Raw genomic sequence first — 15,196 nt, 5'->3', positions numbered from 1 at the left:
AGGCCGCGGTGGTCGACGGGGTCGGGCCACGGTGGTCCCGGGGAGCGTCAGAGGCCGGACTCGGACGTCCGGACGAGGATGCGGCCGCACTCCTCGCAGCGCAGCACCTCGTCGGCCGGGGCGGCGGTGAAGCCCCGCAGGTCGGCGGCGTTGATGTCGAGCTGGCAACCGGTGCAGCGGCGGCGGCGGAGCTCGGCGGCGCCCACGCCGGAGTGGCTGGCGCCGATCTTGTCGTAGAGCGTCAGCAGGGCCGGCGGGATCACGCCGGCGATCTCGTCGCGGACGCGCTGCCGCTCGGCGGCCTGCTCGGCCAGCTCGCGCAGCTGCGTCGTGCGCTTGGCCTCCAGCGTCGCCAGCTGGGCGTCGATCTCGGCGGCCTCGCGGCGCAGCCGCTCCCGGTCCTCGGTCGCGGTCTCCAGCTGCTCCATCACGGCCAGCTCCGCGTCCTCGAGGGTCACGATCCGCCGCTCGAGGTGGGAGACCTCCTCGATCAGCGAGCTGAGCGCCTTGGGGTCCGCCACCGTGCCGTCGGCGATCCGGTGCTGGTTGCGGGTGAGCCGCTCGCGCACCGGCTCCAGCTCGTTCTCGGAGCGGTCCTGCTCGCGCTGCAGGTCGGAGACGGCGGTGTCGGCGCCGACGAGGTCGGAGGCCAGCCGGCGGCGGGCGTCCTCCAGCCGGGCGATCTCGGCGTGCTCGGGCAGCGTGCGGCGACGGTGCGCCAGCTGGGCGAGGGCGGTGTCGACCCCCTGCAGGTCGAGCAGGCGCTGCTGGTCCCCCTGGTCGGCTCTGATGGCGTGCTCCCTCCGTGCGCGGCACCCGCTCGGGCGCCGCTGGGCGCACAGCCTACGTCCGGCCGGCCGGCGGGGCGGGAGGACGTCGAGGATCCGGGTGCCGGCGCGCGGAACAAATCCGGACGTGGTGGAGTTCACCCCGTCAGGTCCTGCCCGTGCGCTGCGCGGGAGGGGCCGTCCCGCTCTCGTGGTCACACCGTCGTGCGCCGTCAGAGGAGCTCCCGAGCTCGACCGAAGGACTCCCGCATGACCTCGCTCGCCGAACCGCAGACCACCACCGACACCACCGCCGCCTCACCCGGCACCCGGTACGTGGGCCGTCGCTACCTCCAGCTGGTGCTGGTGCTGGGCGCCCTCAGCGCCATCGGGCCGCTGACCATCGACGCCTACCTGCCGGCCCTGCCGGCGCTGAGCGCCGAGATGGGCGCGACCGACTCCCAGGCCCAGCTCACGATCACCGGTCTGCTGCTCGGCCTCGGGCTGGGCCAGCTGCTGGTCGGCCCGCTGTCCGACGCCGTCGGCCGGCGCAAGCCGCTGCTCGTCGGGCTCGCCGCGCACGGGCTGATGTCCGTGCTCTGCGCCCTGGCACCCTCCATCGAGCTGCTCGCCGTCACCCGGACCCTGCAGGGCCTGGCCGGCGCGGCCGTCGCCGTGGTCTCGATGGCCGTCGTCCGCGACCTGTTCAGCGGCATCAAGGCCGCCCAGCTGCTGTCGCGGCTGATGCTCGTCGTCGGCGTCGCGCCGATCCTCGCGCCCTCCATCGGCAGCGCGCTGCTGGCCTTCACCTCTTGGCGCGGCATCTTCGTCGTGCTCGCCGTCGTGGCCGTCGGCCTGTTCGTGCTGGCCCTGCTGGCGCTGCCGGAGACGCTGCCCGTCGTCCGCCGCCAGCCCGGCAACGTCCGCGGCTCGCTGCGGGCCTACCGCGGCCTCTTCGGCGACCGGCTGTTCGTCGTCATGGTGCTCGTCTCCGGGCTCATGTTCGCCACGCTGTTCGCCTACATCTCGGGCGCCCCGTTCATCCTCCAGGAGCTCTACGGACTCTCCCCGGCCGAGTTCGGCGTGGCCTTCAGCGCCAACGCCCTCGGCCTGGTGGTGATGACCCAGGTCAACCCGCTGCTGGTCAAGCGCTACAGCCCCGTGCGGGTGCTGCTGGCCTCGGTGACGATCTCGACGCTGGGAGCGGTGGCGCTCGTCATCACCACCGCGACGGGCGTCGGCGGCTTCATCGGCTTCATGGTCCCGCTGTTCTTCGTGGTCTCCGCGGCCGGCCTGGCCTTCCCGAACGCCCCCGCCATCGCCCTCAACCGGCACGGCGAGGCCGCCGGCAGCGCCGCCGCCCTGCTGGGCTCGGCGCAGTTCATGATCGGCGGCGCCATCGCCCCGCTGGTCGGTGCGCTCGCCAACGGCACCCCGGTGCCGATGGCCGGCGTCATCCTCGGCGCGAGCACGCTGGCGCTGGTGCTGTTCCTGTCGGCCCGCCGCCGCCTGGACGCCGTCTCCTACGACTGAGGAGCACCGCCCGGTCCGCCCCGTCCCGCAGTGCGGGGCGGGGCGCGGCTGTCTCAGGGCCGGGCGTTCCAGCGCTCGAGCGCGGGCTGACCCTTCTCCTCGCCCAGCACCGACACGGTGCTGGTGTCGAGCGGGAAGTGCACCCCCAGGGTGAGGTCGAAGCCGAGCCAGCGCATCGCCAGCGCCCGCAGGCTGTGCCCGTGGGCGAAGCAGATGGCCCGCTCGACGCCGGAGTCGCGGACCCGCCGGACGACGCGGTCCAGCCGCTCCGCCACCTGGTCGGCGCTCTCCCCGCCCGGGGTGGGGTGGCTCCAGATGGTCCAGCCCGGGACGTCCTCGTGGATCTCGGCGCTGGTCCGGCCCTCGTAGTCGCCGTAGGCCCACTCCGCGAGGTCCTCGTCCAGCTGCGGTGCGTGCGCGCCGGTGAAGCCGGCGAGCTCGGCGGTGTCCCGCGCCCGCCGGCGCGGGCTGCTGAGGACCAGCTGGAAGTCCCGGGGCTCGAGGTGACCCACCAGCGCCCTCGCCTGCTGCTCGCCGCGCTCGGTGAGCGGCAGGTCCGTGACGGAGGTGTGCCGCCCGTTGGCGCTCCACTCGGTCTCGCCGTGCCGGACGACGTACAGCTCGGTCACCGGAGCGCTCCCGCCAGCGGCAGGCGGCCGTCCCGGACCGACCAGTGGCCGCCGTCGGCCCAGCGGTCGAGGATCGCGCGCTGCAGGCTCGTCTCGCGCGGGAGCGCGCTGCGGTCCACCTCCCCGCGGCGGGCGAAGCAGAAGAACAGCGCGTCGTCGTCCCCGGGCATGGGCTCACCGTACAGGCGCCACCGCGCCTGGAAACGGGCCATGTTCGACGCCGGGTCGAGGGCGGCGGCCAGCGCCGGGTCGAGCAGCCAGCTGCGGCACCAGAAGTCCTCGACGGGGCGGTCCGGGAAGTGGGTCGGGAAGAACCGGGCCGCCGCGGCGAAGGAGCGGTCGACGGCGTCGGGGTCCAGCGGGCCCGAGCGCGGGATGTGGGTCGAGCAGACCCGCCCCTCCTCCAGCAGCTCCAGGTTGAACTGCAGCCGGCCCAGCCAGTAGAGCGAGCCGCTCCAGGTGTGCGCCAGCCAGCCGTAGGTGTGCACCCCGAAGCCCCCGAAGGTGAGCCGGTGCACGTGCACCTGCTGGCCGACCTCGCGGACGGTGTCCGCGCTGACGTCGTCGGGGACCCCGCGCCCGCGGTGGTAGGCCAGCAGGTCGGGCGTGGTGACGACGACGGCCCACAGGGCCAGCACCCCGACGCCGTGGGCGTCGGCGTCGCCGTCGTAGCCGGGGAACGGGTCGCGGTCCGGCTCGCCCGGGAAGCGCCCGAGGACCCCGCGCAGGGCGTCGGCGAGCCGGTCGACCTCGGCGATTGCCGCCGGGTCCCGGCCGACGTCGGCCGCGCTGGCGAGGGCGTCGGCGACGTCCTCGGGGCGCAGCCCCAGGAGGGTCAGCCGGCCGGCCAGTCCGGGGTCGTCGAGCACCGTGCGCGCGTCCTGCATCCGCCCACCCTAGGGACCGCCGGCCCGGTGCCGGCGACCCGGTCCGGCTCCGGGGCGGGTGCGATGATGACGGCATGAGCGACCGCCAGCCCGCCCTGCCCAACCGCCAGACCCCGTTCTCCGCGGCCTTCCAGGAGTTCATCGCCCAGGGCTGGACCCCGCACGACCCGGTGCTGCCGCAGCCGCTGCCCGCCGCCGGCCCGGCCCGCGCCCGTCGCGAGGCCGTCAGCGCCTTGTTCCCCGGTGAGCGCCTGGTGGTGCCGGCCGGCGGGCTGAAGGTGCGCTCCAACGACACCGACTTCCGCTACCGGCCGCACTCGGCCTTCGCGCACCTGACCGGCCTGGGCACCGACCGCGAGCCCGACGCCGTGCTGGTGCTGGAGCCGACCGACGACGGCCACGAGGCGACGCTCTACTTCAAGCCCCGCGCCCCCCGGGACTCGGCCGAGTTCTACTCCGACGCCCGCTACGGCGAGATGTGGGTGGGCAAGCGGCCCTCCCTGGAGGAGATGGCCGCCCTCTGCGGCATCACCTGCGCCCCCGTCGAGGAGCTGCCCGACCGGCTCCGCAAGGACGCCGGCGCCACCGGCGTGCGGGTGGTCAGCGGGGTGGCCGACGGCGCGCTGGCCGAGGTCCTCGCCGAGATCCGGGCCGACCTCGACGCTGAGGCCGCCGAGGCGGTCGAGGCCGCCGACACCGAGCTCGTCGTGGCGCTCAGCGAGCTGCGGCTGACCAAGGACGCCTTCGAGGTCGAGCAGATGCGGGAGGCCTGCCGGCAGACCGCGGACGGGTTCGCCGCCGTCGTCGCCGACCTGCCCGAGGCGGTCCGCCGGGGCCGCGGCGAGCGCTGGGTGGAGGGCGTCTTCGGCCTGCACGCGCGCCACGTCGGCAACGCCGTCGGCTACGACACCATCGCCGCCTCCGGCGAGCACGCCTGCACGCTGCACTGGATCCGCAACGACGGCGACCTGCGACCCCAGGACCTGCTGCTGCTGGACGCGGGCGTCGAGCTGGACAGCCTCTACACCGCCGACGTCACCCGCACCCTGCCCGTCTCGGGCACCTTCTCCCCCGCCCAGCGCCGCGTCTACGAGGCGGTGCTGGAGGCGCAGGAGGCCGGGATCGCGGCGGCGCAGCCGGGCGCGACCTTCTCCGACGTGCACAAGGCCTCCGTCGCCGTCATCGCCCGGCACCTGGAGGCCTGGGGGCTGCTGCCGGTCACCGCCGAGGAGTCCCTCGCCGAGGACGGCGGGCAGCACCGCCGCTGGATGGTGCACGGCACGTCGCACCACCTGGGCATCGACGTCCACGACTGCGCGCAGGCCCGCAACGAGCGCTACCGGCAGGGCACGCTGGAGCCGGGCATGGTGCTGACGGTCGAGCCGGGCCTCTACTTCAAGGGCGACGACGAGCTGGTGCCCGAGGAGCTGCGCGGCATCGGCGTCCGGATCGAGGACGACATCCTGATCACCGCCGACGGCAACGAGAACCTCTCGGCCGCGCTGCCCCGGACCGCCGACGACGTGCAGGCCTGGATGGCCGGCGTCTGGTCCGACCGGGCCTGAGCCCGGACCGGCGGCGCCGGGGTCAGCGGCGCCAGGCGCGCAGGATCCCCTGCTCGCGCTCGACGAAGTCGGCCGCCTCGGTGGAGCCCGCGTCCTCGGCCCAGCGCCAGGTCGCGGACGCCGTCTCGACGGTCGGCCGGAAGACCAGCCCGGCCGCCGCAGCGCGGCCGGAGTCGACGGCGTCCTGGCAGATCTGGTCCTCGGGGTACCAGAGCGGCCGGTCCTCCTCGTCGACGTCGATCAGCTGGCCGCGGAGCAGCTTCTCGTGCGGGACGACCACCAGCTCGACGTCGTCGGCCGTGGCGCCGACGGCCAGCAGGCAGGCGTCGAGGACCTCGGCCAGGCTCTCGGACCGGCCCGGGCCGACGGTGTTGAAGGTGCCGCCGCGCCCGGCGGCGAGCATCGCGGTGCTCCAGCGGGCGATGTCGCGGGCGTCGGAGAACTGCACCGGCCGGGCGGGGTCGCCGGGCACCAGCACCCGGCGCGGCAGCCGGCCGTCGCGGGCCGCCGCCAGCCGCAGCGGCCAGTAGGTGAAGCGGGTGGAGCGCGGGCCCACCATGATCCCGACGCGCGGGAACAGGGCGACGCCGTCGAACTCCTCGGTCACCGCCGCCTCCCCCGCCAGCTTGGCCAGCGAGCGCTCCTGCAGCCGGTCGGTGGCGGGCTCGACGCCGTCCTCCCGGACGGGTGCGTCCTCGTCGGGGACGGCGGGGCCGCCCGGGGCGTAGACGCTCATCCCCGAGACGTAGGCGTAGCCGCCGACGGCCCCGGACAGCAGCCGGGCGGTGGTGCGGATGGCCGGGGCACCGGGCGCGGTGTCGTTGAAGGTGTCGAAGACGCCGTCCCACTCCCGCCCGCGCAGGGCCGACAGGTCGCCCTGCCGGTCACCGGTCAGCACCTCGACGCCGTCCACCGGCGCCGTGCCGGAGCGGCTCAGCACGGTGACGTCGTGGCCGGCCGCGACCGCCTCGGCCACCGCGTGGTAGCCGAGGAACCCGCCGCCGCCCAGCACGAGGAGCCGCATCAGCCCTCCCACCCGGCGACGGGGGCGCCGGTGACGGCGGCCTGGCGCAGCTCGTCCTCCAGCAGCGGGTAGGGGAACGCCGGCTCGGGCGCGCTCACCGCGTCCAGCCGGCGGGTCTGCTCCGCGCTCAGCCCCACCTCCAGCGCGGCGACGTTCGCGGCCAGCTGCTCCTCGGTGCGCGCACCGACCAGCACCGTGCCGACGCCGGGCCGACGGGTCAGCCAGGCCAGGGCGACCTGGCCGGGCGTGGCGCCGACCTCCTCGGCGACCGCCCGCACCTCGTCGAGGACGTCGAAGTTGCGGTCGGTGAACTTGGAGTCGCCGAACGGGTTGGCGCCGCCGAGGCGGCCGTCGGCCGGGCGCCGGGGCGCGTCGCGGGCGTACTTGCCGGCCAGGAAGCCACCGGCCAGCGGGCTCCAGGGCACCACGCCCATCCCCAGCGCACGGGCGGCGGGGACGTGCTCGCGCTCGACGGTGCGCTCCACCAACGAGTACTCGACCTGCAGCGCGACCGGGGCGGGCAGCCCGTGGGCCTGGGCCAGCGTGGCGACGCGGGTGGCGAACCAGGCCGGCAAGTCGGAGAGGCCGTAGTAGCGGATGGTGCCCGCCCGGACGAGGTCGGCGAAGGCCTGCAGCACCTCCTCGGCCGGCGTCACCCCGTCCCAGACGTGCAGCCAGTACAGGTCGACGTAGTCGGTGCCCAGCCGGCGCAGCGACCCCTCGACCGCGCGGACCAGGTTCTTACGGCCCGAGCCGCCCGCCAGCGGGTTGGAGCCGTCGGAGCGGAACCCGTACTTGGTGGCCAGCACCACGCGGTCGCGGAGGCCCCGCTCGGCAAGCAGCCGGCCCAGCAGCTCCTCGCTGCGGCCGCCGGCGTAGACGTCGGCGGTGTCGACCGCGTTGCCCCCGGCGTCGAGGTAGGCGTGCAGGATCCGGGCCGAGGCGTCGTCGTCGGAGCCCCAGGCGTCGTTGCCCAGGGTCATCGCGCCGAAGGTGAGGGGGCTGACGGGCAGGCCGGAGCGGCCGAGGGTCCGCAGGGAGGTCAGGGGCACGTGGCGATCGTGCCACCGGCTCCCCAACCAGACCAGGTCACGCCGGGCCCAGGCTGCGCCGCCCCCGGCGAGACCCGGGAACCGCTGACGGGTCGCCCGGGGAGCGGTTCGACGGCTGCGACCTCTCAGCGGTTCGTCGCGGCCAGCCGGCCGGCTCAGGCCGGCGGGGCGGCGGGAGGGACGACGGCGTCCACCTCGACCTCGACGAGCAGGGCCGGGTCGATCAGCCGGGACACCTCGACCATCGTGGCGGCCGGTCGGACGTCGGCGAAGACCTCGCCGTGCACGCGGCCGACCTCGGCCCAGCGGCTGATGTCGGTGACGTACATCCGGGTCCGGACGACGTCGGCCAGCGAGGCGCCGAGCTGCTCCAGGGCGGCGGCGACGCGGCGCAGCGCCTCCCGGGTCTGGGCGGCCGGGTCGTCCCCGCCCACCGCTCCCCCGCCCTCGGCGGCCGCCGTCGTCCCGGCGACGACGACGAGGTCGCCCACCCGGACGGCGCGCGAGTAGCCGACCGCGTCCTCCCACGGCCCGCCCGAGGACACTCGACGACGCGTGCTCACGGGGACACCGTGCTCCGTCACAGGTCGATCCGTCCACCCGGGCCCGCCCGTCGGCCGCGAGATGTCCGGGTCGGGCTGCGGATCGTCCCGAGGCGGTCTAGGTTCGGCTGCGGCACCGCACGACCGGTGCCGTCCCAGCCGTTCCCGGGGAGGTCCTGTGCGGGTGCCGAGAACCGCGGTGGTCACGGCCACCGCCCTGGCGGTGGTCGCCGTCAGCGGCTGCACGATCAACGTGGTCGCCCCCGGCGGGAGCAGCGCGTCCCCGCCGCCGCCGGCCCTGGGCACGCCGGCCGCGGCCTCCGCGCCGCCCTCGCCGTCGGCTCCGTCGACGGCCACCGCCCGGGACTGGTCGGCCGTCGCGGCCGAGGTGCGCAGCGGCGTCGTCCGGCTGCAGGTCGTCGGCTGTGACGGGAGCTGGACCGGGTCGGGGTTCCTCGTCGACGACGACCTGGTCGTCACCGCCGCGCACGTGGCCCGCGGGGCCTCCTCGGTCTCCGTCACCTCCGAGGCCGGCGTGGTGCGCGGCGAGGTCGTGGACCTGGACCTCAGCGCTGACACGGCCCTGCTCCGGCTCCGCCGTCCCCTCGCGGGGCACCGGTTCACCGTCGCGGCGGCCCGACCCGACCTGGGCGTCGACGTGGGCGTGCTGGGCTACCCCTTCGGCGTCGACGACGTCCGGCTCAGCCGCGGAGCGGTGAGCAGCGGGGACACCCGCGTGCGGTACGAGGGCGAGGACGGGTTCACCGTCGACCACGTCGTCACGACCGACGCCGCCGTCAACGGCGGCAACAGCGGGGGCCCGGCCGTCGACCGCGAGGGCGTGGTCGTGGGGCTCGTCTCGGGGAACAGCAACTGGAGCGGTGACCCGAACGAGCCGGTCCCGGCGCAGGGGAACAACTTCCTCGTGCCCTCCGACGTGGTCCACGACCGCGTCGAGGAGTGGTCCGACGAGCGGGGTACCAGGACGACCGCGTGCTCGGCCGACGACGACGCCCCCGTGGCGGCGGACTTCGATCTCGACGTGGGGGTCGACTCCGAGGCCGACGACGCGGACGACATCGCGCTCGCCCTGTACCTGCACGGCGACAGCATCAACCAGGGCTTCTACGACGCGGCGTGGTCGCTCTTCACCCCGCGGCTGCAGGCCCGCTTCGACGGGGTGGAGGGGTGGTCCGACGGGCTCTCGTCCTCGTACTGGACGCAGCTGGTGGTGCGCCGCGTGGACCGGGACGGCCGCACCGCCGACGCCCGCGTCGACCTCCGCACGCGGCAGGACGCCGCGGACGGCTTCCGCGGCCAGACCTGCTCGGACTGGTCGATGCGCTACCGGATGAGGCTCGTCGGGGGCGCGTGGCTCATCGACGACGCGGACGCGGGAGCTGGTCCGACGTCCTGCTGACGTCGGACCCGGCCCCCGGCTACTCGAACGCGGCGGCGCGGGCGCCGGGCTGCTGCTGCAGCATCTCGCGCGCGCGGGCGGCGACCTTGTGCTCGCAGAGCACCTCGTACTTGGTGGCCACGGTCTGGGTGACCGAGGTGAAGTCGCGGCGTCCGCGGGACATGCCGTAGCCGATCGCGGCGAAGCCCATGCCCAGCACGATGCCGATGGCCAGCGAGGACAGCAGCAGCAAGAGGAAGCTCTGCACCCCCGGCACGAAGATCAGCAGCACGAGGGCGACCAGCAGACCGGTGGAGACGCCGGACTGGACCCCGCCCAGCAGCACGGTGCTCCAGGTGCGGCGGCCCAGGACGCGCTCGACGGACTTGAGGTCGGTGCCGACGATGGCGAGGTTCTGCACCTCGAACTTCTCGTCGGCCAGGTAGTCCACCGCCTTCTGGGCGTCGGCGTAGCTGGAGTAGATGCCGACCGACTGCGGGAACTGGAGCTCGAAGATCGAGCCGATGGTGCGGGACTGCGGGATGCTCATGGGCTCACCAGGATCTTCCGGGACTGAGGGGGCGCCCCCCTCGGGGTCGCTGCGGCTGCACCCCCAAATCTAGCGGTCCCGTCCCGGCCCCCCGCTGCAGGACCGCCCGGCGGGAGGACGGGCCGGGCGGCCCGGCTGGACGAGCGGCCATGGACCGCCGGGCCGCCGGGCTCAGCGGCGCCAGCCGGCGAGCGTCGTCACCAGCCGGTCCTCGACCGGCCGGGGCGAGGTGCCCGCGTGGTTGCTGATCATCGCGAAGACGTAGCGCCGCCCGTCGCGCCCGGTGACGTAGCCGCTGAGGGCGGTGACCCCGGTCAGGGTCCCGGTCTTGGCGTGCGCGTTGCCGGCGGCGCGGGTGCCGGTCATCCGCGAGCGGAGCGTGCCGCCCACCATCCGGCGGCTGTCCCCGGCCACCGGCAGCGCCCGGTCGAAGGCGGCGAACCAGGGCTCGCGGCGCACCTCCAGGAGGGTGCGGGCGAGCGCCCGGGCGGTGACGGTGTTGCGCCGGGTCAGGCCCGAGCCGTCGGTGAGGGAGACCCCGCCCATCGGCACCCCGAGGCCCTTCAGGTAGCGCCTCGTCGCCGCGAGCCCGGTCGACCAGCTGCCGGGCTTCCCGGACCGGGCGCCCATCGCCTTGGTCAGGGCCTCGGCGTGCATGTTGTTGCTCAGCTTGAGGAACGGCACCAGCAGCTCCGCCAGCGGCATCGAGGTGTCGCGGGCCAGCCGGGTCCGCTGGCTGGCCGGCGTGGCCACCACCACCGTGCCGCCCTCGACGACCACCCCGGCCTTCGCCAGCTCGGCCCGGAAGACGGCGGCGGCGTAGAGGTCGGGCCGGTGCACCGTGACGAGGGTGCTGGCCCGGGCGCGGCCCAGCGGCACCCGGCCGGACACCGTGATCGTCCCCGAGCCGTGGCTGCGCCGCACCGCGACGGTGCTGGAGCTGGACGACGGACCCGTGGTGGTCCGGTTGACGATCCTCAGGTGCCGGGCGGCCGCGGCGGGCGTCGTCGTGATCTTCGCCCCGGCGCCGCGCTCGCCCGGGGCGTAGTGGACCAGCACGGTGCCGGAGTCGAGGTCGGCGTTCGGGGCGACCGTCAGGGCCGAGATCTCGGCCGCGTAGTAGTCGTCGGCGTAGCCCGTCGACCACCCGGGGTTGTAGCGCTGGGTGTCGAAGTAGCTGGCGTCGACGGCCAGCCGACCGGTCACCCGGGTGATCCCGGCCGCGCGCACCTGGCGCGCCAGGGAGCGGTAGTCGGACTCCCGCGTGGTCGGGTCGCCGTAGCCCTTGAGGTAGAGCCGGCCCTGGACGGCCCCGCGGACGACCGTCCCGCGGCGGAACACCTCCGTCTTGAACCGGTAGGACGGACCCAGCACGTCCATCGCCGCAGCCGCCGTCAGCGACTTGGTGTTGGACGCGGGCACCAGCGCCCGGCCGCCGCCGCGGTCGTAGAGGGTGGCACCGCTGCCGGCGTCGAGCACCACGGTCGCGCTGTCGGCGCGCTGCACGCGGGAGTCGGCCATCACCGAGGCCAGCTTCCTCGCCAGACCGGGGTCGGCCGGGGCGGCGGCGGCCGGGACCGCCGTGCCGGCGGCCAGGGCGAGACCGGCGCTCGCGGCCACGAGCGCCGCGAGGGCCCGGGCCGGAGGTCGAGGGCGGGGGGTGGACGGGCTGCTGGGGCGCACGGGTGCTCCTGTGGTCGGCCCCGAGCGCGCTCACCCTAACCCGGTCGACGACCGGCGGGCGGGCCCCGGGATCAGCGGACGTCGAAGACGCAGAACTCGTTGCCGTCGGGGTCGGCCAGCACGTCCCAGCGGATGTCGTCGTCGGCCGCCCGCAGCAGCGTCGCGCCGGCCGCCAGCGCGTCCTCGGTCCGGCCCCAGACGTCCCAGTGGATCCGGTTCTTCACCGTCTTGGGCTCGGGCACGTCCTGGAACACCATCTCCCACGGCATCCCGGGCACCCCCTCGAGCCAGCAGAAGTCACCGCCGTCGCTCGGGTGCTCGACGCCGACGCCGAACAGCCCGGCCCACCAGCGGGCGCTGCGCTCGGCGTCCGGGCTGTCGACGGCCAGCTCGTAGAGCCGGTAGCGCGGCAGCCGGTCGGGCTCGCGGACGAAGGCGCACAGCTCCCCGCCCTCCGGGTCGGCCATCAACGTCCAGGGGAAGCTGTCGCCGTCCAGCACCCGGGCGCCCAGCCCGACGAGGTCGTCGACCGCCCGGGCGTGCAGGTCCAGGTGCACCCGCTGCTTCACCGTCACCGGCTCGGGCACCCGGTTCACCCAGAGCGTGTGCTCGGGCACGTCGTCGACCAGCAGCGCGTTGTCGCCGCGCCGCTCGGCGGCCAGGCCCAGGGCGCTGGCCCAGAACCGGCTCATCCGCTCGGCGTCGACCGCGTCGACGCACAGGTCCTTGTAGCGCAGCCGTCCCGACGGCACATCAGTGCGACTCACGGCTCACCTCCGATCCGCTCCGGCCGACGAGGAAGTCGAGGTCGGCCCCGCGGTCAGCCTGCAGCACGTGGTCGACGTAGAGGCGCTCCCAGCCCCGGACCGGGCGCGCGTGGGCGGCGGTCGACGCGGGCGACGGCTCCCGCGCGGCCCAGACCTCGGGGTCCACCTCCGCGTCGAGGGTGCGGCCGGGCACGTCGAGGGCGACGACGTCACCGGTCCGCAGCCGGGACAGCGGCCCGCCGGCGGCCGACTCCGGGGCGACGTGCAGCACGACGGTCCCGTAGGCCGTCCCGCTCATCCGGGCGTCGCTGATCCGCACCATGTCGCGCACGCCCAGCTCCACCAGCCGCCGCGGGATGGGCAGGTTGCCGACCTCGGGCATCCCCGGGTAGCCGCGCGGGCCGCAGCCGCGCAGCACCAGCACCGTGTCCGGGGTGACGTCCAGCTCGGGGTCCTCCAGCCGCGCGTGGGCGTCCTCGATGCTGTCGAAGACCAGCGCCGGACCACGGTGCACCAGCAGCCCGGGCGAAGCGGCGGCGGGCTTGATGATCGCCCCGTCGGGCGCGAGGTTGCCGCGCAGCACCGCGATCCCGGCGGCCGCGACGACCGGCGCGTCCCGCGGCGCGATGACGTCGGGGTCCCACACCGGCTGGTCGGCCAGGGTGTCGACGAACCGCTCCCCCGTCACCGTGACCGCCCCGGGCGCCATCAGGTCGGCGACCTCCGCGAGCGCGGCCCGCAGACCGCCGGCCCGGTAGAAGTCGTCCATCAGGTGCCGGCCCGACGGCTGCAGGTCGACCAGGAGCGGGACCTCGTGGCCGATCCGGTCGAAGTCGTCGAGGTCCAGCGGCACGCCCAGCCGTCCGGCCAGGGCCAGCAGGTGGACGACGCCGTTGGTGGAGCCGCCGACGGCGGCCAGGGTGACGACCGCGTTGTGGAAGGCCTCGGCGGTGAGCACGGCGCTGGGCCGGTGGTCGCGGTGGACGAGGTCGACGGCCAGCCGGCCCGTCTCGTGGGACAGCGCGAGCAGTCGCGCGTCGGCGGCCGGGGTGCCGGCGAACCCGGGCAGCGTCATGCCCAGCGCCTCGGCCAGGCAGGCCATCGTCGAGGCTGTGCCCATGGTGTTGCAGTGGCCCTTGCTGCGGATCATCGACGACTCCGACGCCGTGAACTCCTGGGCGCTCAGGGTGCCCGCCCGGACCTCCTCCGACAGCCGCCAGACGTCGGTGCCGCAGCCCAGCGGCTGGCCGCGGAACGTCCCGGTGAGCATCGGCCCGCCGGGGACGACGACGGCGGGCAGGTCCACCGAGGCGGCGGCCATCAGCAGGGCCGGGATGGTCTTGTCGCAGCCGCCGAGCAGCACGACGCCGTCGACGGGGTTGGCGCGCAGCATCTCCTCGATGGCCATCGCCGCGAGGTTGCGCCAGAGCATGGCCGTCGGGCGGACCAGCGTCTCCCCCAGCGACATCACCGGCAGGTTGTGCGGCACCCCGCCGGCGGCCCACACCCCGGCCTTGACGGCGGTGGCCACCTCGTCGAGGTGCGCGTTGCAGGGCGTGAGGTCGGAGGCGGTGTTGGCGATGGCGATGTGCGGGCGGCCGTCGAAGGAGTCGGCGGGCGTGCCGCGGCGCATCCAGGCCCGGTGGATGTAGGCGTCGCGGACGTTCCCGCCCGACTCGGCGTACCAGGCGTCGCTGCGCATCCTGGCACCCTAGTTCGGCCCTAGGATCTGCGCATGCGGGCCCTGCTGATGACCGCCCCCGGCCGGGCCGAGGTGGGCGAGGTGCCCGGCCCCCGCGCGCACGGCGGCGAGGTCGTCGTCGAGGTGGAGCGGGCCGGCGTCTGCGGCACCGACGTCGAGCTGTTCCACGGCAGCCTGGGCTACATCGCCGAGGGCGCCACCCGCTACCCGATCCGGCCCGGCCACGAGTGGTGCGGCCGCGTGCGCGCGCTGGGCGCCGGCGTCGACCGCGCGTGGCTCGGCCGCCGCGTCGTCGGCGACACCATGCTGGGCTGCGGGCGCTGCGCCCGCTGCCGGTCCGGGCGCCACCACGTCTGCGCCGACCGGACCGAGATCGGCGTCCGCGGCGACCAGCCGGGGGCGCTGGCCGAGCGGCTGGCCCTGCCCGCCTCGGCCCTGCACGCCATCCCCGAGCAGCTGAGCCCGGCGGCGGGCGCGCTGGTGGAGCCCGGCGGCAACGCCCTGCGGGCCGTGCGCGCGGCGGCGCTGCAGGGCGGCGAGCGCGTCCTCGTCCTGGGGGCCGGGACGATCGGCCTGCTCACCGCCGCCTTCGCCGTCGTGCACGGCGCCCGCGTCGTGGTGGCCGACCCCCGTCCCGAGGCGCTGGCGCTGGCCGCCCGGTTCGGGGCCGAGGGCGTCGACCCCGACGACCTCACCGAGGACTCCGCCTTCGCGGCCGTCGTCGACGCCAGCACGGGCGCGGGCAGCCCCGCCGCGGCGGTCCGGCTGGCCGAGCCCGCCGGGCGCGTCGTCCTCATCGGGCTGTCGGCCACGCCCAGCGCGCTCGACACCCGCGCCCTGGTCTACAAGGACCTGCAGGTGAGCGCCCTGCTCGGCGCCTCCTCCGGGCTCGAGGGGGCCATCGCCTGGTACACCGCCGGTGAGGTGGTGCCCGACCCGCTGGTGGCGGCGGTGGTGGGCCTGGACGGCGTGGCCGCGGTGCTGGCCGGCGAGCGGCCGGCCGGGGCCGGGCCGGGTCCCAAGGTGCACGTCGACCCGCACCGGCGGCCCTGAGCCCGCACCGGTCGCCGCGCGGGCCCGGTCACGGCCGGCGGGG

At 75.7% G+C, this 15,196-nt stretch carries 14 protein-coding genes; 4 read left to right on the top strand and 10 right to left on the bottom strand.

Annotated elements, in window-relative coordinates; translation table 11 throughout:
• Nucleotides 1-47: 47 nt before the first annotated feature.
• Entirely contained in the window at nucleotides 48-929 is an 882-nt protein-coding gene (locus JOF54_RS21990; protein ID WP_210057597.1) for a zinc ribbon domain-containing protein, read from the bottom strand.
• A 108-nt stretch (nucleotides 930-1,037) separates the two neighbouring features.
• On the opposite strand from JOF54_RS21990, the gene JOF54_RS15915 reads away from it, so the two are divergent.
• Nucleotides 1,038-2,300, top strand: coding sequence for a multidrug effflux MFS transporter (locus tag JOF54_RS15915; protein WP_210057595.1), 1,263 nt, complete (start codon nucleotides 1,038-1,040; stop codon nucleotides 2,298-2,300).
• A 53-nt stretch (nucleotides 2,301-2,353) separates the two neighbouring features.
• On the opposite strand, the gene JOF54_RS15910 is transcribed toward JOF54_RS15915, so the two are convergent.
• Nucleotides 2,354-2,929, bottom strand: coding sequence for a histidine phosphatase family protein (locus tag JOF54_RS15910; protein ID WP_210057593.1), 576 nt, complete (start codon nucleotides 2,927-2,929; stop codon nucleotides 2,354-2,356).
• A complete protein-coding gene (locus tag JOF54_RS15905; protein WP_210057591.1) occupies nucleotides 2,926-3,816 on the bottom strand; it encodes an acyltransferase domain-containing protein in 891 nt (296 codons plus the stop codon). Before JOF54_RS15905 ends, JOF54_RS15910 begins: the two co-directional genes overlap by 4 nt.
• Before the next feature lie 74 nt (nucleotides 3,817-3,890).
• On the opposite strand from JOF54_RS15905, the gene JOF54_RS15900 reads away from it, so the two are divergent.
• Entirely contained in the window at nucleotides 3,891-5,381 is a 1,491-nt protein-coding gene (locus JOF54_RS15900; protein ID WP_210057589.1) for an aminopeptidase P family protein, read from the top strand.
• 22 nt (nucleotides 5,382-5,403) lie between these two features.
• Here the strand turns inward: JOF54_RS15900 and JOF54_RS15895 are convergent, their stop codons facing one another.
• The 3 genes from JOF54_RS15895 to JOF54_RS15885 form a co-directional block, all read right to left on the bottom strand.
• Nucleotides 5,404-6,405: a Rossmann-fold NAD(P)-binding domain-containing protein gene (locus JOF54_RS15895; RefSeq protein WP_210057587.1), complete on the bottom strand. Its 1,002-nt coding sequence runs from the start codon at nucleotides 6,403-6,405 to the stop codon at nucleotides 5,404-5,406.
• On the bottom strand, nucleotides 6,405-7,457 hold the full coding sequence (locus JOF54_RS15890) for an aldo/keto reductase (protein ID WP_210057585.1): 1,053 nt from the start codon (nucleotides 7,455-7,457) through the stop codon (nucleotides 6,405-6,407). Before JOF54_RS15890 ends, JOF54_RS15895 begins: the two co-directional genes overlap by 1 nt.
• 155 nt (nucleotides 7,458-7,612) lie before the next feature.
• On the bottom strand, nucleotides 7,613-8,020 hold the full coding sequence (locus JOF54_RS15885) for a RidA family protein (RefSeq protein ID WP_307804254.1): 408 nt from the start codon (nucleotides 8,018-8,020) through the stop codon (nucleotides 7,613-7,615).
• Nucleotides 8,021-8,198: 178 nt separating this feature from the next.
• Between JOF54_RS15885 and JOF54_RS15880 the strand changes: the two genes are divergently transcribed.
• Nucleotides 8,199-9,419, top strand: coding sequence for a S1C family serine protease (locus tag JOF54_RS15880; protein ID WP_210057583.1), 1,221 nt, complete (start codon nucleotides 8,199-8,201; stop codon nucleotides 9,417-9,419).
• Nucleotides 9,420-9,438: 19 nt separating this feature from the next.
• Here JOF54_RS15880 and JOF54_RS15875 read toward each other — a convergent pair whose 3' ends face one another.
• From JOF54_RS15875 to JOF54_RS15860, 4 genes are all read right to left on the bottom strand, one after another.
• The gene (locus JOF54_RS15875; protein WP_210057581.1) at nucleotides 9,439-9,948 is read right to left on the bottom strand and encodes a YflT domain-containing protein; all 510 of its coding nucleotides are present in this window, start codon (nucleotides 9,946-9,948) and stop codon (nucleotides 9,439-9,441) included.
• Between the two features lie 171 nt (nucleotides 9,949-10,119).
• Nucleotides 10,120-11,631, bottom strand: a complete 1,512-nt coding sequence (dacB, locus tag JOF54_RS15870) for a D-alanyl-D-alanine carboxypeptidase/D-alanyl-D-alanine endopeptidase (RefSeq protein WP_210057579.1) — start codon at nucleotides 11,629-11,631, stop codon at nucleotides 10,120-10,122.
• Nucleotides 11,632-11,702: 71 nt separating this feature from the next.
• Entirely contained in the window at nucleotides 11,703-12,398 is a 696-nt protein-coding gene (locus JOF54_RS15865) for a VOC family protein (RefSeq protein WP_307804253.1), read from the bottom strand.
• Nucleotides 12,385-14,100 carry an IlvD/Edd family dehydratase gene (locus tag JOF54_RS15860; protein WP_210057577.1) on the bottom strand — a complete coding sequence of 572 codons (1,716 nt, stop codon included), beginning with the start codon at nucleotides 14,098-14,100 and terminating at the stop codon, nucleotides 12,385-12,387. Before JOF54_RS15860 ends, JOF54_RS15865 begins: the two co-directional genes overlap by 14 nt.
• Nucleotides 14,101-14,133: 33 nt before the next feature.
• Here JOF54_RS15860 and JOF54_RS15855 point away from each other — a divergent pair, with 33 nt between their 5' ends.
• The gene (locus JOF54_RS15855; protein WP_210057575.1) at nucleotides 14,134-15,153 is read left to right on the top strand and encodes a zinc-dependent alcohol dehydrogenase; all 1,020 of its coding nucleotides are present in this window, start codon (nucleotides 14,134-14,136) and stop codon (nucleotides 15,151-15,153) included.
• Nucleotides 15,154-15,196 lie beyond the last annotated feature (43 nt).

Origin of the sequence: Microlunatus capsulatus, from assembly GCF_017876495.1 — a bacterium.
In the GTDB taxonomy this organism is placed as follows: Bacteria; Actinomycetota; Actinomycetes; order Propionibacteriales; family Propionibacteriaceae; genus Microlunatus; species Microlunatus capsulatus.
This window is presented reverse-complemented; position numbering and strand designations above follow the sequence as displayed.